The organism is Pseudomonas folii (genome assembly GCF_014357575.1).
GTDB classification, from domain to species: domain Bacteria; phylum Pseudomonadota; class Gammaproteobacteria; order Pseudomonadales; family Pseudomonadaceae; genus Aquipseudomonas; species Aquipseudomonas folii.
This window is the reverse complement of record NZ_JACONW010000074.1, coordinates 1-16,779: the sequence shown is the minus strand read 5'-3', so window position 1 is coordinate 16,779 and position 16,779 is coordinate 1. Positions and strand designations below refer to the sequence as shown.

Below are 16,779 nucleotides of genomic sequence, written 5' to 3'. Positions count from 1 at the left end.
GCTGAAGCCGCTCCTACGATCAACGTGAATCCGTAGAGCGCTACCGTGAATTCGTAGGAGCGGCTTTAGCCGCGAGGCATCAGCAGCCATCTTGCCGCGCACTAATCTCGTTACGCAGCAGCCGGGCCAGTGCTTCCACCGAATACGGCTTTTGCAGGAAGGTAAAGCCCTGGGAATTACCCTGAGCCAGAGCCGGGCTGTACCCACTGGTCAAAACAATCGGCAGCTTCGGATACAACTTCTGGACTTCAAGAGCGAGTTCAACACCGTTCATGCCCGGCATCACTACATCGGAAAAGACTGCCTGAAAGGTATCAGCCTGATCTGCCAGTACCTTCAAAGCCTCCAGGCCATTCCTGACCCAGTGAATGTCGTAGCCGAGCTCTCTTAACGTCTGACTGGAAAAATCGCCAATTTCGGGATTGTCCTCAACCACCAGCAATCGGGCACCTTCGCCACTGGTCTGCAGCTCCAGGTCCAGAGCCGCATATTCGGCACTTGGCATAGCCATGGATCGAGGTAGATAGAGAGTGAATTTGCTACCTTCGCAGAACTCGCTTTCGACTATCACCTCGCCTCCGGATTGCTTGGCGAAGCCGAATACCTGTGACAGCCCAAGACCCGTGCCTTTACCGACATCCTTGGTCGTGAAGAACGGGTCAAAAATACGATCCAGCAAGTCCGGCGCGATTCCAGAACCGGTGTCGATCAAAGACACCGCCACATAATCGGCAACCACTGCAGCATGGGTCCGGCGGGCAGGTATCTGACCTACCGCCTCGACGCAAATTCTTAACGTGCCCTCGCCGTTCATGGCATCCCGTGCGTTGACCGCCATGTTGATCAGCGCAGTGTCGAACTGCCCGGCATCGGCATTGATGTAGCAAGGCTGCGCAGGAAGCTCGACCAGCACTTTGATCCGCGCTCCGGTCAACGAACTGATCATCTCGCCTATGGTCCGGACGCTCTTGCCTACATCAAAGACTTCCGGGCGCAGTGTCTGCTGACGGGAAAACGCTAACAGTTGCCCGGTCAGTTTGCTCGCCCGATCAACCGCATCGGAGATCGCGTCGATGTAGCGCCGACGTCGCTCTTCATCCAGATTACGCTTGAGCAGATCGGTTGATGCTTTGACCACTGTCAGCAGATTGTTGAAGTCGTGAGCCACGCCACCGGTCAATTGCCCGACCGCTTCCATCTTTTGCGACTGGCGTAACGCGGCTTCTGTGCGGCGCAATGTTTCAGCGGCCTCGCGCTCAACCTGGACATCGCGGCCTACGGCATGGATGTAGGACTGATCAGGTACAGCCGTCCAGGATATCCAGCGGTAAGAACCGTCCTTATGCATATAACGGTTTTCAAAACTGGAGAAGCTGATGCCTTGAGAAAGCTTCGCCGCAGCGGCCGCGGTGCTCAGTTCATCGTCCGGGTGCAAAAATTCCAGGAACGATCTGCCTACCAGTTCCTCGGGCGTCCAGCCCAGCAGATGAGTCCAGGCCGGATTGACCGCCGTAATGGCGCCGCCAAATTCGGCGATCAGCATCAGGTCAGTCGACAACCGCCAGATACGGTCGCGATCCTGAGTGCGGGCCTCGACCCGCTCTTCGAGTGTGGCGTTGAGCTTGCGTAAATCTTCTTCGGCAGCACGAGTTGCGGTGATATCGCGGGAAATGCAGAGGATCTTCTCCACCGCCCCTGCGGCATCGAACATCGGCGTGACCTGCACATCCCACCACTTCGGCGCCCCCAGATAGGTGTTGGCAAACCCCTGAAAGCGACCTGACAAACCGGCTTTCGCACTTTCGATGGCAGCCTTGGCGTCGATATGCCCCTGATCTTGCCAGAAGTCAGGCCAAGGGCAGCCACGCACCGCATTGAAATCACTGATTTCCATGACACGCATGCCGCCTTCGCTCATGAACGCCAGCTTGCCATCCAGATCAATGACCTTGATGCAGTCATTGCTACTGGCCAAAACCCGGCTGTTGAATTCTTCGGTATCACGCAGGGAGGATTCGATACGCCGAACTTCAGTCACGTCCTTGAACAGCATCGCGATACGGTTCTGTGCGTGCTCGTCGACCTTGTAGGCGTAGATCTCATACCAGCGCCCGTTCAGGGCAACGGCAGGTGCATTGAACCCCATCGACTTGCCGCTCAGGACGACTCGCGCATAGACCTCAAACCAGGGCACCGGTCGCCCTTCGGCAATGTCGCGCAGGCTCTGACCGATCTGCTGTTTGAGCTCGATCATGCCTTCGAAGGCAGCGTTTATCTCAACGAGATGGCAGCCCGCCAACGCATCACCGGCATAGGACACTTCGAGCACACAGAAACCGATATCAATGTTGCTGAACAGTGCGCGGTAACGTTCGTCGCTAGACTTGAGTTGTTGGTCCACGCGCACCGAGTCAGTGGTTTCGACGGTGTGGCACAAGACGCCCAGCACCGACTCTTCGAGCTCGTCGTATATCGGCGAAAATGAAAATGTCCACCAGGTCTGCTCTTCAACCCCATAGCGCGCCATGCTGATCGGCTGATTTTCATAACGACTGGATTCGCCGGCAAAAGCACGCTCCACCACGGGCCGGACCTGCTCCCAGGCGTCAGCCCACAGTGTGGTGACGCTCTGCCCCAGGGCGCCTTCAAGACGTGGGCCGAGAATCGGTCGATAGGCATCGTTGAAAAAGAAATTGAGATCCTCCCCCCAGAGCAGATACAGGCTTTCAGGGGAGTTAAGCATGATGCTCAACGCCGACCGTATGGGCGCAGGCCACTGTTGCATAGGCCCAAGGGGGGTCGCAGCCCAGTCAATCGCTCTGATGGCTGCGCCAGTCTCGCCGCCGGGAAGCGTGCGCGGAGTCGGGCTGGTAACGGGGGTCATTGGCATTTACTGACTGCTAAGGCGTCACAGGACGAAGATGATCGGCCGAATCAGCGCAAGAGGACCGCTGAGTCTGGATGCTGGCAAACAAGTGCACTGAACGCATTTTATGCGGATGCTGGCTTATTGCACACAGATTGACACTTGGGACGCGAAAACGTTCTGCGGGGGCTCAGCTCAGGGTTCCATACAAGCCGTGTTATAGACAGCTGCCGTATACTGACGGGCCGCACCCGCACTTAAGGAATGAATGCCAATGCGCGCACCGTCCTCCGCCATTGTTGTCGAACGCTTTACTGAAGCACACGCCGAAGGCGTAACCGCTTTGTACAACGTCCCCGCAGTCGCCCGGCAAGTCCTGCAGATGCCTTTTCAATCTGCTGACATCTGGCGCAAACGGCTGGACAGCAGCAACGAACGATTGGTCAGCCTCGTGGCGCTGCACAAAGGTGACGTCATTGGGCAAGGTTCTCTGGAGCAGTTTTCCCGTATCCGCCGTGGTCACAGTGGCTCGATTGGCATGGCTGTCGCGCAGGACTGGCAAGGCCAGGGCGTCGGTAAACAGCTTTTGACCGCGTTACTGGATGTAGCCGATAACTGGATGAAACTGCGCAGGGTTGAGTTGACTGTTTATTCAGACAATCAGGCGGCAGTGATTCTCTATGAAAAGCTCGGCTTCGAGACCGAAGGGCTATTGCGTGATTATGCCGTTCGCGATGGTCAGTTCACCGATGCCCTGACCATGGCGCGCATTCGTGCCTGATGCGATTGCGAAAATGGGTATGGGACCGGCTTTAGCCGGGAAGGCGCCGGTACTGCCGCAGCCTTTCTATCGGACTACAGCCTTCCCGGCTAAAGCCGGTCCCACGTCAGTTCATCAGCTCGCAAGCCATTTATCGCTTCCTCCGTAACCTGGCAATAACGCCCGCCTCAAGCCCCCTCACGCTGAAACGATTAACCTCTAATTCAATATGTTTCCAGTTTTTACGGAACTAGCCCGACTGACCACCCCCTAAGCCTTCAAGCCAGCGGTCTGGCAGGGCTTTTACCGTCAACCTGTTAAAGCATCGGAATGTCCCCTGCCTGGCCGCCTCATCGTTCAATCAAAGGATTTGCAGTTCATGTCCTCAAACACCACAACCGCCTCCTTAGGTGGCGATAAAGGCGGGCAGCATATTTCGGCCCGCAGGTTAGTATTTATTTCCGTACTCGTTGCAACCATGGGTGCCCTGGCATTCGGCTACGACACCGGCATCATCGCCGGTGCGCTGCCTTTCATGACGCTGCCTGTCGAGCAGGGTGGGCTGGGGCTGAACGCTTTTACCGAGGGACTGATCACGTCCTCGCTGATTGTCGGCGCAGCATTCGGATCGCTGGGCAGTGGTTATCTGTCCGACCGCTACGGACGCCGCGTGACGCTGCGCCTGCTGTCGCTGCTGTTCATCGCCGGAGCCCTTGGGACTGCCATCGCGCCGTCGATTCCGTTCATGGTTGCCGCGCGTTTTGTGCTGGGTATCGCGGTCGGTGGCGGATCAGCCACGGTCCCGGTGTTCATTGCAGAAATTGCCGGCCCGAAAAAACGTGGCCGACTGGTCAGCCGTAACGAACTGATGATCGTCAGCGGCCAATTGCTGGCTTACGTCCTCAGTGCGCTGATGGCGGCGTTGCTGAGCTCATCGCACATCTGGCGCTACATGTTGGCTATCGCCATGCTGCCCGGCTTTCTGCTACTGATCGGTACCTTCTTCGTCCCACCGTCTCCGCACTGGCTCGCCGCCAAAGGTCGCTTTGACGATGCCCAGGATGTGCTGGAAAAGTTGCGCGATACGCCTGAGGAGGCCAAGCGCGAAGTTGAAGAAATGAAGGCGCAGAAGGAAAACGCCCGCAAGCGTCCGCCGGTCTCCGAGCTGCTGCGTCAGGGCTGGATAATCAAGCTGTTGCTTATCGGCATTGGCCTGGGTTTCACCGCTCAGTTCACGGGCGTGAACGCCTTCATGTATTACACCCCGATCATTCTCAAGACTACCGGCATGGGCACCAACGCCGCTTTGACAGCCACCATCGGTAACGGCGTCGTCTCGGTGATCGCCACCCTGCTGGGCATCTGGGCCATCGGCCGTTATGGCCGTCGCCATTTGCTGATGACCGGGTTGGTTACCGTGATCCTGGCCCAGATCGCACTGGGCTGCGTATTGCAATTCATGCCGCAGAACCTGACCCAGAGTTACGCCGCCCTCGCCTGCATCCTGTTGTTCCTGCTGTTCATGCAGATGTGCATTTCACCGGTTTACTGGCTGCTCATGTCCGAGCTGTTTCCTTCCCAGATCCGTGGCTTGCTGACGGGTACAGCGGTGTCCATGCAGTGGCTGTTCAACGCAGCGGTGGCATTCCTCTTCCCGATGGCGCTGGACACACTGGGTAACCCCACGTTCTTCGTCTTTGCGGTAATCAACGTCGGCTCTTTGCTGTTCGTATTCTTCTGCCTGCCGGAAACCAAGGGCAAATCCCTGGAAGAAATCGAGAAGCACATGAAAAAAGAGCTGTAAACGCCTCAGGCCTGCTGCTCTAATCGCAGGAGCTTGCAGGCCTGACAGGCTCGATGGCTCAGTAATACACCCGGCGGACGCTCGAACGCTCAAGCGTCCGCCAATTTTTTTTGCGAGGATTCATGAGTACCTCTGCCGACACCCAACAGACCAGCTGGATCAGTGTAGGCGCACTGGCAGTAGCAGCTTTCATCTTCATCACCACCGAGTTTGCCCCGGTGGGTCTGCTGTATGCCATTGGCAGCAGCTTCGACATGACCGCCGCGCAGGTGGGGCCGATGCTGACGGTCTATGCCTGGACGGTGTCGCTGATGTCCTTGCCCATGATGCTGCTGACTCGCAACGTCGAACGACGGCTGTTGCTTAAAGTGGCGATCGGCACGCTGATCGTCAGCCACATCGTGCTCAGCCTTTCACCCAATTTCACCATGGTGGTGATCAGCCGGATCGGCATTGCCCTGGCGCATGCGGTGTTCTGGTCAGTCACCGCTTCGCTGGCGGTGCGCCTTGCCCCTGGCGGTAATCGATCGCGGGCGTTAAGCCTGCTGGCCATGGGCGCGTCGCTGGCCATGGTGCTGGGGATTCCCATCGGCCGCGTGCTGGGCGAAAGCATGGGCTGGCGCGCGACGTTCATCACCATCGCCGCTGTCGCCGCGCTGATCTGGTTTCTGCTGGCCAAAAAGCTGCCCCTGCTGCCGAGCCAAAACAGCGGCAGCCTGAAAAGCCTGCCTATCCTGTTCAAACGCCCGGCGCTTGTTTCCTTATATGGCATCACGGCGCTGGTGGTCACCGCCAACTTTACCGCGTACACCTACATCGAAACCTTTGTGCAGTCGGTCGCAGGCTTCAGCGAAGAAACCACCACCTGGATGCTGCTGCTCTTTGGCCTGGCCGGATTGATGGGGTCGATATTCTTCAACACGTTGTACACCCGCTTCGCCAACCACCTGACCACCATGGCCATCGGCTCCTTGTGCATCTGCCTGACGCTGATGCTCTGGGCCTCATGGAGCATTTACACGTTGGTCGTGGTCTTTGCGCTGTGGGGGCTGGCGATGTTGTGCTTCGGAATTCTGATGCAGTCGCAGGTCATCCAGCTGGCCCCCGATGCCACTGATGTCGCGTCCGCCATGCACTCGGCCATTTACAACGTCGGCATCGGTGCCGGTGCGTTGCTGGGCAGTATCGTGGTGCATCACCTGGGTTCGGCGTGGGTTGGCTTCATAGGCGGTTTCCTGGCCTTGTGTGCTCTGATCATCAGCCGAGTGACAAGCAAGCGTTATGGCAGTGCAGAGCCGTTGCCTGGCAATGTCGACATCATGCACTGAGGCGGGTTATTTTGAACTGGCTACCTTGAATCTGCTTGCCAGAGCCGGGAGGAAGCCAGTTCAGCCGCTGAAATTCGGTCGTCAGGAATGCTCTCTTCCCGGCCAAAGCCGGTCCCAGCGGGTTCGCTTCTTACATCTGCTGGCGGGCAAACACAGTTCCTCCATAGGCAATCGACGCAAAACCGTGACGGCTTCGTCGTCAATGCCTGATCGCCCTGCTCCACGCCTGATCCTTGCTGTGCTGCCAGTCCCGGTCCGCCTCGCTGTCGATGCCCACATGGCGCTGAAAGTCGCTAATGGTGCTGGCCTGACACTGGCGGAAACCGTCGTCCCAGCCCGTGGCGTACTTGCGATCCTCCAGATAGACCGGCACGTTCTTGCGAAACTCGCCGAGTACCCCAGCAGCTTGTCGACCGCTGCCGCAGCCGTCGTCAAAGCCACTGGCATAGGGTGCGGGATACCCCTGAGCAAGCAGTCGCTCTCGGGTGCTTTCACAGCCTGCCAACACAGCGACAGACAGAAACAACGACAACACCGTAACGGCACGTCCACCCGAGACTCCCATGCGCTTCATGTTCAGCCCTTCCCGCTTACCGCTTCAATAGATTCAGGATTGAGCGACGTCTGTGCTCGCGGACGATAGAGAATCCAGCGGTAGCAGAGCACACAGATCACCCAGTCAAAGAGTAAAGTCCAGATGTTGTGGGAAAGAAAATGCGCCCCCTGCATCATCCGCCCCACCGACAAAATCACCCCCAAACCGAGTGCAACCCCCAAGGCAATTCGTGCCCTGCGCGGATAACGGTCGCGTAAGGCAAAGAACAAGGCCAGCAACGAGAAACCGGTAGAAGCATGCCCGCCCGGCCAGCAGCGACCGGGCTTGAGGGTATCCGGACGCTGGCCGAGCAGTGGCGTGTAAGTCTCGCTGCCACCGAAATCACTCAAGCTCCACGGGCATTGCACGGCAGTCACCACTTTCAGCGGCGTAACAATGGAAGTGGTCAAGGCAATCGCCAGAACGGTGTACCCCAGCGGCCTGCGCCATTCAGCAAGCCGGGAAGAAAACCAGCTGCTCAGGTACGCAATTGTCAGCACAACGAATAGCAGAATTACTGCCTGCTTAACGCGGTCGTGCAGGATGTCTTCCAGCCAGTAACTTTTACGTCCAATAAAGCCCTCGCCCGGCACATAAAACAGCTGGGCGATGGAGAAATCCAGAGCCGTTGGATCGAGCAGCAACATCAGCCCCATCAAAACGATGGGGATACCTAATGCGAGTCGAAAATCAAAAGGTCGCGATGCGCGAAGCGGTAGTGCAATAGCCATGGACAGGTTCCGTTATTGGATTACAGATGCAGTGCTTGTTAAGTGTTGAGGCTCCGGGGGTAGCGACATGGGCTCAATCCGAGGCTCTGTGCCTTGCCGGACCGGCTGCTGCAACGCCGAGCGACCGTAGAAAAATAGCGCCACCAGAAATGTGCTCAGCCAGACAAAGATGCCCGCCCAGAAGGTATGCGACAGGTAATGCCAGCCCTGCAGAACCCGCGTTGTGCCATAGACGAGGCCCAACAGAGTCACGCCAGCCAGTAGCAGTCTGGAGTGCTGCCAACGGTAGCGGCGTGCGACGAAGTACACGGCGAACAGGCTGAATGCACTGGAGGCATGCCCCCCAGGCCAACAGCGTCCGGCGCCCGCTTCACGCCAGAACGTGAAATTCTCGAACCATTCCTTATGCAACTGTTTGCCGCCATACAGCGTTGTTTCCACCGGGCAATAAATACTGGTGTGGCTTTTAAGGTAATGAATCAAACCGGTACTCAGTGCGAAGGCGACGATGATGAAAAAGAAATCCAGCCGGTGCTGCCGAGTAAATTTCAGCGGGCTTGCTACTCGTGAGCGGGCGATAAATTGGCCTGGCCGTGTCTGGCGATAGCGCTCCACACACGGCCAGACGAACGACAGCAATGCACCGATAATGGCCAGCTCACCCGTCCAGTCCGGAATGATCCGGGCCCACTTGTGAGTGATCTTTTCAAACAGATGACTTTGACCGATGGGAAACGCGCCTGCGACCGGGTCGTAGAACAGGTTGCTGAACAGGCGATCGAGATCGGTCAGATCAAACGCCAGGAACGTCAGCAACGCCAACAGCAAGGGCAAGCCCAGATAGACGGAATAAAAGCCGGAACGGGTCTTCATCAATTCACCTGCCCGATGGTTATGTTTTTCCACTGTGCAGCGTCCATTGCACCGATGATGCTTGGCGCATGCTTACCGTCTACCTTGACGAACACCGCCTGGGCGTAATCGCTGGAACGGTCTCCTGCGCGAACGCCCATCTTGCGTTCAAATTGATCGATGCAACCGCTGTGAGTAATCAGCACCAGATTTTGTGCGACTTGCTTGTGGGCCAGAACAGCGTCTTTAAAGCCGCTGCTGCAATCACTGGCCCAGCTCTGGGTCGGCACAGCTCGGCCTAGAATAAGATCAGCCGTCTGGCGAGTGCGGGTTAGCGGGCTGGCAATGATCCGGGAGTTTCCAAGGCCCATTTGCTGCAAGCCGACGCCAACTGCACGCGCTGACTGGCTGCCGTTGACAGTGATGCCATCCGCACTCCCCAGGCAGGGGTTGCCGGAGCGATCGCAACGTTCTGCATGTCGGACCATGACCACCACATCTCCCCGGACCCAGCGGTCATACAATTTAGAATTGTTAAAGTTGTTATTAATACTTAGATCGACAACGGGAGTCGCTTTGTAAAACCAGACAATTAATACCACAGTAAAAATAGCCGCCGCCACGGCTATTACTGAACGGCCGCTGAACATAGCCGCGAAAGAGATTTTACCGGGAATAACTGATTCATTGATCAGGGTAGTGCTCACGCCTTCGCTCCTGCAAAAAGACCATGGCAACCGTCAGGCGTCGCCCCCCTGAAGTTGTCGTACTGTGAGCAAAGCCTAAAAGTAACAACGTGGGAGAGCAGTGAAAACGATGTGAAAAATAAGTCGCAAACAGCCCGCAGAAATGTAGCTATTCAGCCGCCGTTCAGTTGATAACAATTAGCATTAATTTCTACAAGTACACCCACCTTTTATTGGCATGTTTTTCACAAAAATTTGATGATTCCCTGCCTAGAGTCTGCGCCATTGGAGACACCATGCTCAATCACCCGAGCGACCTCCCTAATTCAGTGAAGCGGAATCACATGTTTAAAATCAAATACCTTCGCCCCGAGGTTGCGACGGCGCTCGCCAGCGCTTTCCTGTTACTCGGGTTCAACAGCACCCTTTGGCAACACCTCGTGAGTATTACCGACCACAACGCGGTGCTGCGTCTGGCGTTCGGGATCATGCTGTTCGGCGTTTTTAACATCACGCTGACGCTGCTGGCATTTCGCAAAACATTTAAACCGGTACTGATTGCCTTATTCATGATCAGTGCGGGCGTCGCCTACTTTATGGGACGTTATGGGGTACTGATTGATGCAGGCATGTTGAGAAACTTTGCCGAAACCAACGCGACTGAAGTAAGAGATTTATTATCACCCGTACTTTTTCTCTACATCTTACTGCTGGGTATAGTGCCGTCGTTGCTGTTATGGAAAACGCCAATCAGTTATCGCCCGCTGCACCGCGAACTCATCAGCAAGACACTCGTCACTCTCGGTTGCGCCGCCGTCATTGGCAGCGTCGCATTGCTTAACTATCAAGGGTTATCGTCTCTATTCCGCAACCACCACGAGTTACGTTTAATGGTTGTGCCCAGCAACTACATTGGTGCCTCACTTGGCTACCTGCGTGAACAAGTGGTTACGGCGCAAAAACCTTTTCTGAAAATCGGCGAAGATGCCAACCGAGACAGTGCCTGGGTACAGCGCCCACGTAAATCTCTCACCGTACTGGTCGTAGGCGAAAGTGCCCGCGCCGAGAACTTCGGCATCCTCGGATATAACCGGGATACGACTCCGCAGTTGCGAGCAGAACAAGGCGTGATCGCCTTCACGGACGTCCATTCCTGCGGGACTGAAACGGCAGTGTCGGTACCGTGCATGTTTTCCAATATGGGACGCAAGAACTACGACGCGCCCACGGCAAAAACCGAGGAAGGTCTACTGGATGTTCTCAAGCGTGCCGGAATAGACGTGATCTGGCGTGACAACCAGTCCGGCTGCAAAGGCACCTGCGACCGGGTTACGCTGCAGGATGTCAGCAAGCTGAAAAACCCTGAGCTGTGCGCCAACAGTGAGTGCCGGGATGAAATCCTGTTGCAGGGGCTGCAGAATTTCATTGAGCACCTGGACAAAGACACGGTGCTGGTACTGCACCAAATGGGCAGCCACGGCCCGGAATACTTCAAACGATATCCGAAGGAGTTTGAGAAATTCACCCCCGTCTGTGAAAGCAATGCGCTGGACAAGTGCAGCCGGGAAAGTATCGTGAACGGCTATGACAATACTCTGCTCTACACTGATCATGTATTGGCGAGCCTGATAGATATCCTGCGCCGTAACCAGGCCAACGTAGACACCGCGATGATCTACCTTTCCGACCATGGCGAATCGCTGGGCGAGTACAACCTGTTCCTCCACGGCACGCCCTACATGCTCGCTCCGGACCAGCAAAAGCATGTGCCGATGATGGTCTGGTTTTCCGATAGCTATCAGCAGTCATTTGCCCTTGATATGGGGTGCCTGCAACAGACCCGAAACGCGTCCTTGAGCCAGGACAACCTGTTCCATTCGATGCTGGGTTTACTGAAGGTGCATACTCACGTTTACGACCCGTCGCTGGATATGTTTGCCGGCTGCAGAAACGGTACTGCCGACGGCGTATTGGCCAACAAATAACAAACGTCATGTCCGGGACAGAAACACCCCTGTCCCGGTAGACCAGAAAATAATGTGAGCCTGATGCGCATACTTGTTATCGAAGACCATAAAGATATTCTCGCCAACGTTTCGGAGTACTTCACGCTCAAGGGCTGTGAAGTCGTCGGCGCGCTGGACGGGCTGACGGGACTGCATCTGGCAACGACCGGCAATTTCGACGCGATCATCCTCGACCTGATGCTGCCCGGCATGGACGGCAATCTGCTCTGCCGAAAGCTGCGCGAAGACGCCCGCCAGCAGGTTCCTGTCCTGATGCTGACTGCACGTGATCAACTGGAAGACCGTTTGACCGGCTTCAACGTCGGTGCCGATGACTACATCGTCAAACCGTTCGCGCTCTCGGAGTTGTATGCACGGGTTGAGGCAGTAACGTGGCGCTCAACCGGCATGAAGAAGAACGTGCTCAAGATCCATGACCTGACCTACGATCTGGACTCGCTGGAAATCAGGCGAGGCGGAACACTACTCAAGCTCAACCCCACCAACATGGTGCTGCTCGAGTTATTGATGCGAAAAAGCCCAATGGTGGTCAAACGCAAGGAGTTCGAACAAGCCGTCTGGGGGAGCAATACGCCTGACTCAGACAGTCTGCGCACCAGCCTGTATACGCTGCGCAAGACTATCGACAAACCGTTCGATATCCCGTTACTGCATACCGTTCATGGAATGGGTTACAAGATGCAAGGACCACGTTAAGGAACCTGCTTCTTGTGCTTATCCTCCGGGCACGAGCAAACTTGGCGGTTCACCTTGTCGTTTCTGGAGTCTGTACTTGCCCTCATCCGTCTCGCTGAGCCCTCAAGGCGCCCGACTGGTCGAAGCGTGCGCACTGAGTCGTATGGATCTAAACAGCGCTGCTTACCTTCTCTACCCGGTGAATTTCACTTTGAGTGGCGGAGACAGAGTCGCCATAACCGGCTCGTCGGGGTCAGGTAAAAGCGTCTTTTTGCGCACGCTGGCGTTACTGGATGCGCCCGGTTCCGGTCAAGTGGTCTGGCACGACCAGCCCGTTCAGGCCGCGCAGATCCCCGGATACCGCAGCAAGGTTTGCTACATTGCCCAGCGCCCTTCCATGATGGATGGAACAGTTGAAGACAACCTGCGTTTTCCCTACAGCCTGAATATTTTCAAACAACAGAAGTTTGATATCGAGAAGGTCAAAGACCTTCTGCGTCAGGTCGGCAAACCGGAAACCTTCTTGCTGAAAACCGCTGACGACCTTTCCGGAGGCGAGGCGCAGGTGGTTTCACTGATTCGCGCCATTCAACTGGATCCTGAGGTAATGCTGCTGGATGAACCCACGGCTGCGCTGGACCCGCAGTCCTCCAGCCATGTAGAGAAACTGGTCAACACCTGGTTCAACGGTGGCGCGGCGTCCACGCGCGCTTATATCTGGGTCTCGCACGATCTCGATCAGGCGCAACGGATGAGCAATATCAGACTTGAAATGCACGCAGGTGTGCTGACGGCTATGGGTAACACATGAACTATCAAAGCTTGTCAGCTGCGGACATCGCCATCGCCGCGTGCCTGATTCTGATCAACGGGGCGCTATCTCTGGGTTTGAAACTGGGGCTTGAGCGCCAGCTGATCTGGGCCTCTATCCGGACCGTTGTCCAGCTGCTTGCTATCGGCTACATCCTTGGCTGGGTATTCGAGTTTGCCTACTGGTATGTCGTGCTGCCGCTGATGTGCCTGATGACGTTCATTGCCGGTATTTCAGCTGCCGGAAGAGGCAAGCGGACCTATGCCGGGCGTCGTGTGGACAGCATCGTTTCAGTGTGGGGCAGCTCGTGGCTGGTGACGGCTATCGGCTTGCTGCTGGTCATCCAGATTCGGCCCTGGTACGAACCGCAATACGCTATTCCAATTCTGGGAATGATCCTGGGTAACACGCTGACCGGCGTGTCGCTGGGTATTGAGCGCATGATGCAGGAACTCTCTTCAGGCCGAAGTAATGTGGAAATGATCCTGGCACTGGGCGGCTCACGCTGGGAAGCCGCTCAAATGGCAGCACGGCAAGCCGTAAGAGCCGGCATGACCCCGACTCTGAATCAGATGAGTGTGGTGGGCATTGTCAGTTTGCCGGGCATGATGACCGGTCAGGTTCTGGCCGGACAATCACCCGCCGAGGCCGTGCGCTACCAGATCGTGATCATGTTTCTGATCGCCGCGTCTTCAGCACTGGGAACGGTGTGCGCGGTATTGCTGACCTACCGCCGCCTGTTCTCGGCGGATCACCGTTTCATGATGCATAAGCTGACCAATAGAGTCTGATGGAGACGCACCAGGCTGACAGACCGCCATCGCAGCCTTCGGCAGCTCCTACAGATAAAGCGTTTACTGCACAACTCGAAGCACATGCGGAATTTCTGGCACCACGCGATTTACTGTAGGAGCCATCGGAGGTTACGACGGTCGCGAAGCGGTGCATCGGACAGAACACAATAGCGGCCTCGCCAACAAGTTGATTTAAGCTCAGCGCCCCAACGCCTGAATGAAGCTGATAAAGGCCCTCAACGGCGCAGGCACATTTCGTCGCCCCGGGTAATAAAGCATTAACCCTGGCTCATCCTGGCACCAATCATTCAGCAACAATTGCAGCTTTCCGTCAGCCAGACTTTGCGCGACAGCCTGCTCCAGGACAAACGCCACGCCAAGGTCACCTTCGGCAGCCTCTATCATCAGGGCCATGCGGTTGACGGTCAGCGAGCCCGGAACATCCAGCTCGATTCTTTCGCCCTTGCGCTCAAATTCCCAGGCATAGCGCTCGCCTCTGGGCATTCTGATCCGGATACATTTATGCGCCATCAAATCTGCCGGGTGAGCGGGACGACCGTATTGCTGGAGATAGTCCGCAGAAGCCACGGGAACGAAACGTGCCTTGCCGCCAAACGGCACGCCAATCATGTCAATCGGTACACTGCCGCCCAGCCGAATGCCCGCGTCACAGCCATCAGCGACGATGTCCACCGGCCGCTCCTCGTGGCGTAGCTCGAGCTCAATGCCCGGATGGAGCGTCATAAACTCCGGCACAACTTCCTTTAACAGATAACGTGCCGCGGCGAATGGGGTATTGATGCGCAGCTCACCGCTGATGCTGCCGTCCTGTTGCTGGTTTATCTCGTCGACGGCAATTTCGAGGTCACCCAGTAGCGGGCGAATTCGGGACAGGAACGCCTCACCTTCCAGCGTCAGCGCGACACTACGTGTTGTGCGATGAAACAGGCGCAGCTTGAGAGTGTGCTCAAGCTCGGTAATCCCGTGACTGAGGCTCGAAGGTGCCATTTCAAGCAATCGCGCGGCACTGCGGAAGCTGCCGGTTTCTGCGACGGCCAACGCCATGCGCAGGCCTTTCAGGCTAAGAGCATTGATTAGTGGCAATTTTCGATCAGCCTGTTCGTGATTGATGGACTATTCAGAACAGCATGCCCGTCCCATGCTTGATTTGGAATCCACAAACAAATGAGGACATCAACATGCCTGCTTCATGGTTTATTACCGGTGCGAACTCCGGCTTCGGCCGCCTGATGACCGAAACGCTGCTAGAACGCGGCGATCGGGTAGCCGCAACCTACCGCAATGCCGGTGCATTGGATGATCTGGCGCATCGCTATCCCGAGCTGCTTGCTCCCATTCAACTGGACCTGACTGATAGCGAGCGCATCGCCCCGGCCGTCGCCGAGGCATTTCAGGCATTGGGTCGTATCGACATCGTCATCAGCAACGCCGGTTACGGGACCTTCGGGGCTGTGGAAGAGCTTTCGCCGGTGCAGATCAGACGTCAGATCGAGACCAATCTGCTCGGCTCGATCTTTTTCATCCAGGCGCTGTTACCTCACCTGCGCAAACAAGAAAGCGGTCGTGTTCTTCAAGTCAGTTCCGAAGGCGGAAGGATCAGCTATCCGGGCTTCAGCCTGTACCACGCCAGCAAATGGGGACAGGAGGGTTTTATCGAAGCAGTTGCTCAGGAAGTCGCCCACTTTGGCATCGAGATGTGCCTGCTGGAGCCGGGCCCAACGGCCACGAACTTCCTTGCCGGTATTGACAGTGCGCAACCGTCCGCCGCTTATGAACACAGTCCAGTGGGCGAGCTGCGCAATCGCCTTCAGAGTGGCGAGTTCAGCCCTCACATGGGCGACCCGGTCAAGATCGCTCAGCAAATGATCGCCATCGCACAAGCGGATGTACTACCCCTTCGAGTGCCGTTGGGCAGTATTGCCTGGGACAATATCAATACGAAATTGCACGAGCGCCAAGCCTTGTTAAACACCCAGAAAAACGTGGCTTATCGTTGTGATGTCGACATGTAGTATGAATTCCATCAATTCCGACAATCAATGGAAGCATTTGAAATTATTAATGAAATAGCGTCCCCTTGCGAACCGCAATTATCAAGTTGCCTCGCAAGTCTGGAGCTTTCGTTTTGCCCCTCATTTTCAAAGATTTAAAAAATGCGTCGCTCATGTTCCTGTTCAAGCTTGTTTTGACGGGCATCGTTTTCGGGATGATCTGGCTGGACATCGCCGTGTTTGATACTCAGTTGCTGGAGACTTCATTTACTGAAATCTCTCAGGAAATAATGCTGTTCGCCTGCGCCCTGCTCTTCTGGTTTTCACCTGCAAACGACGGCCAGAGGGGCTTCAAGGTTTTGGTTGCAGGCTTCTTTGCCTGTCTGCTGATGAGAGAACTCGACGGTCTTTTTGACCCCATCAGCCACAGCGCCTGGTGCTGGCCATTTCTGCTGATCGCCATCACGTCGCTGACCATTGCCTTCAACTCGACGAATCGTCAGGACACCCTGCGAGCCCTGGCTGCCTTCACCAAAACCCCGGCCTTCGGTACGTTGTCCACCGGATTATGCGTGCTGGTGTTTTCCCGGGTATTCGGCATGGGCGCGCTTTGGCATCTGATTCTGGATGACGGTTATGCACGCCAGGCCAAAACGGCTGTGGAAGAAGGGATCGAATTGATGACCTACGCCATGTGGCTGTCAGCGAGTGTCAGTTACTGGCTGCAACAGCGGTCTGTGGCTGCAGATGTTCCAAGCCGGGTGGAGAACTCAAAACTGCAAACGAGCACTATCTGAGTGCCAGGTTAAATCACAACCCGGACCCCTGCAGGCGCTCA

At 56.2% G+C, this 16,779-nt stretch carries 15 protein-coding genes; 9 read left to right on the top strand and 6 right to left on the bottom strand.

The window, feature by feature from the left end; all coding sequences use genetic code 11:
• Window positions 1-79 precede the first annotated feature (79 nt).
• Window positions 80-2,890, bottom strand: coding sequence for a PAS domain-containing protein (locus H8S59_RS15860; protein ID WP_246475342.1), 2,811 nt, complete (start codon window positions 2,888-2,890; stop codon window positions 80-82).
• Window positions 2,891-3,140: 250 nt separating this feature from the next.
• Between H8S59_RS15860 and H8S59_RS15855 the strand changes: the two genes are divergently transcribed.
• The 3 genes from H8S59_RS15855 to H8S59_RS15845 all read left to right on the top strand — a co-directional run bounded on the left by H8S59_RS15855 (window position 3,141) and on the right by H8S59_RS15845 (window position 6,758).
• Entirely contained in the window at window positions 3,141-3,647 is a 507-nt protein-coding gene (locus tag H8S59_RS15855; RefSeq protein ID WP_371856737.1) for a GNAT family N-acetyltransferase, read from the top strand.
• A gap of 358 nt (window positions 3,648-4,005) precedes the next feature.
• Window positions 4,006-5,430 carry a sugar porter family MFS transporter gene (locus tag H8S59_RS15850; protein ID WP_095095504.1) on the top strand — a complete coding sequence of 475 codons (1,425 nt, stop codon included), beginning with the start codon at window positions 4,006-4,008 and terminating at the stop codon, window positions 5,428-5,430.
• A 122-nt stretch (window positions 5,431-5,552) separates the two neighbouring features.
• Window positions 5,553-6,758, top strand: a complete 1,206-nt coding sequence (locus tag H8S59_RS15845; protein ID WP_187522038.1) for a sugar transporter — start codon at window positions 5,553-5,555, stop codon at window positions 6,756-6,758.
• Window positions 6,759-6,957: 199 nt separating this feature from the next.
• Here H8S59_RS15845 and H8S59_RS15840 read toward each other — a convergent pair whose 3' ends face one another.
• Genes H8S59_RS15840 through pmrG form a run of 4 tightly spaced genes read right to left on the bottom strand, consistent with a single transcriptional unit; the run spans window position 6,958 to window position 9,643 of the window.
• Window positions 6,958-7,323 carry a hypothetical protein gene (locus H8S59_RS15840; protein WP_187522048.1) on the bottom strand — a complete coding sequence of 122 codons (366 nt, stop codon included), beginning with the start codon at window positions 7,321-7,323 and terminating at the stop codon, window positions 6,958-6,960.
• Between the two features lie 11 nt (window positions 7,324-7,334).
• A complete protein-coding gene (locus H8S59_RS15835) occupies window positions 7,335-8,084 on the bottom strand; it encodes a phosphatase PAP2 family protein (protein WP_187522037.1) in 750 nt (249 codons plus the stop codon).
• A 12-nt stretch (window positions 8,085-8,096) separates the two neighbouring features.
• The gene (locus tag H8S59_RS15830; protein ID WP_187522036.1) at window positions 8,097-8,957 is read right to left on the bottom strand and encodes a phosphatase PAP2 family protein; all 861 of its coding nucleotides are present in this window, start codon (window positions 8,955-8,957) and stop codon (window positions 8,097-8,099) included.
• Window positions 8,957-9,643: a lipopolysaccharide core heptose(II)-phosphate phosphatase PmrG gene (gene pmrG, locus H8S59_RS15825; RefSeq protein WP_343073061.1), complete on the bottom strand. Its 687-nt coding sequence runs from the start codon at window positions 9,641-9,643 to the stop codon at window positions 8,957-8,959. Before pmrG ends, H8S59_RS15830 begins: the two co-directional genes overlap by 1 nt.
• A gap of 323 nt (window positions 9,644-9,966) precedes the next feature.
• On the opposite strand from pmrG, the gene H8S59_RS15820 reads away from it, so the two are divergent.
• The 4 genes from H8S59_RS15820 (at window position 9,967) to H8S59_RS15805 (ending at window position 13,926) form a co-directional block, all read left to right on the top strand.
• On the top strand, window positions 9,967-11,607 hold the full coding sequence (locus H8S59_RS15820) for a phosphoethanolamine transferase (RefSeq protein WP_187522046.1): 1,641 nt from the start codon (window positions 9,967-9,969) through the stop codon (window positions 11,605-11,607).
• 63 nt (window positions 11,608-11,670) lie between these two features.
• A complete protein-coding gene (locus H8S59_RS15815; RefSeq protein WP_187522035.1) occupies window positions 11,671-12,345 on the top strand; it encodes a response regulator transcription factor in 675 nt (224 codons plus the stop codon).
• A 142-nt stretch (window positions 12,346-12,487) separates the two neighbouring features.
• Window positions 12,488-13,135, top strand: coding sequence for an ABC transporter ATP-binding protein (locus H8S59_RS15810; protein WP_187522045.1), 648 nt, complete (start codon window positions 12,488-12,490; stop codon window positions 13,133-13,135).
• Entirely contained in the window at window positions 13,132-13,926 is a 795-nt protein-coding gene (locus tag H8S59_RS15805) for an ABC transporter permease (protein ID WP_187522034.1), read from the top strand. Before H8S59_RS15810 ends, H8S59_RS15805 begins: the two co-directional genes overlap by 4 nt.
• Window positions 13,927-14,127: 201 nt before the next feature.
• Here H8S59_RS15805 and H8S59_RS15800 read toward each other — a convergent pair whose 3' ends face one another.
• Window positions 14,128-15,033 (bottom strand): LysR family transcriptional regulator, encoded by a 906-nt coding sequence (locus H8S59_RS15800; RefSeq protein WP_214658355.1) that lies wholly within the window; start codon window positions 15,031-15,033, stop codon window positions 14,128-14,130.
• Window positions 15,034-15,128: 95 nt separating this feature from the next.
• On the opposite strand from H8S59_RS15800, the gene H8S59_RS15795 reads away from it, so the two are divergent.
• Window positions 15,129-15,962: an SDR family oxidoreductase gene (locus H8S59_RS15795; protein WP_187522033.1), complete on the top strand. Its 834-nt coding sequence runs from the start codon at window positions 15,129-15,131 to the stop codon at window positions 15,960-15,962.
• Window positions 15,963-16,114: 152 nt separating this feature from the next.
• Complete coding sequence (locus H8S59_RS15790) at window positions 16,115-16,738, top strand: hypothetical protein (RefSeq protein ID WP_187522032.1); 624 nt, start codon at window positions 16,115-16,117, stop codon at window positions 16,736-16,738.
• The last annotated feature ends 41 nt before the right edge of the window (window positions 16,739-16,779 follow it).

Bases quoted from the DNA above. Each gene is read 5' to 3' on its own strand.
- H8S59_RS15820 (WP_187522046.1), top strand. From the start codon at position 9,967: ATGTTTAAAATCAAATACCTTCGCCCCGAGGTTGCGACGGCGCTCGCC.
- H8S59_RS15805 (WP_187522034.1), top strand. From the start codon at position 13,132: ATGAACTATCAAAGCTTGTCAGCTGCGGACATCGCCATCGCCGCGTGC.
- H8S59_RS15840 (WP_187522048.1), bottom strand. From the start codon at position 7,323: ATGGGAGTCTCGGGTGGACGTGCCGTTACGGTGTTGTCGTTGTTTCTG.
- H8S59_RS15860 (WP_246475342.1), bottom strand. From the start codon at position 2,890: ATGCCAATGACCCCCGTTACCAGCCCGACTCCGCGCACGCTTCCCGGC.
- H8S59_RS15815 (WP_187522035.1), top strand. From the start codon at position 11,671: ATGCGCATACTTGTTATCGAAGACCATAAAGATATTCTCGCCAACGTT.
- H8S59_RS15850 (WP_095095504.1), top strand. From the start codon at position 4,006: ATGTCCTCAAACACCACAACCGCCTCCTTAGGTGGCGATAAAGGCGGG.
- H8S59_RS15855 (WP_371856737.1), top strand. From the start codon at position 3,141: ATGCGCGCACCGTCCTCCGCCATTGTTGTCGAACGCTTTACTGAAGCA.
- H8S59_RS15830 (WP_187522036.1), bottom strand. From the start codon at position 8,957: ATGAAGACCCGTTCCGGCTTTTATTCCGTCTATCTGGGCTTGCCCTTG.
- H8S59_RS15835 (WP_187522037.1), bottom strand. From the start codon at position 8,084: ATGGCTATTGCACTACCGCTTCGCGCATCGCGACCTTTTGATTTTCGA.
- H8S59_RS15795 (WP_187522033.1), top strand. From the start codon at position 15,129: ATGCCTGCTTCATGGTTTATTACCGGTGCGAACTCCGGCTTCGGCCGC.
- H8S59_RS15790 (WP_187522032.1), top strand. From the start codon at position 16,115: ATGTTCCTGTTCAAGCTTGTTTTGACGGGCATCGTTTTCGGGATGATC.
- H8S59_RS15845 (WP_187522038.1), top strand. From the start codon at position 5,553: ATGAGTACCTCTGCCGACACCCAACAGACCAGCTGGATCAGTGTAGGC.
- H8S59_RS15810 (WP_187522045.1), top strand. From the start codon at position 12,488: ATGGATCTAAACAGCGCTGCTTACCTTCTCTACCCGGTGAATTTCACT.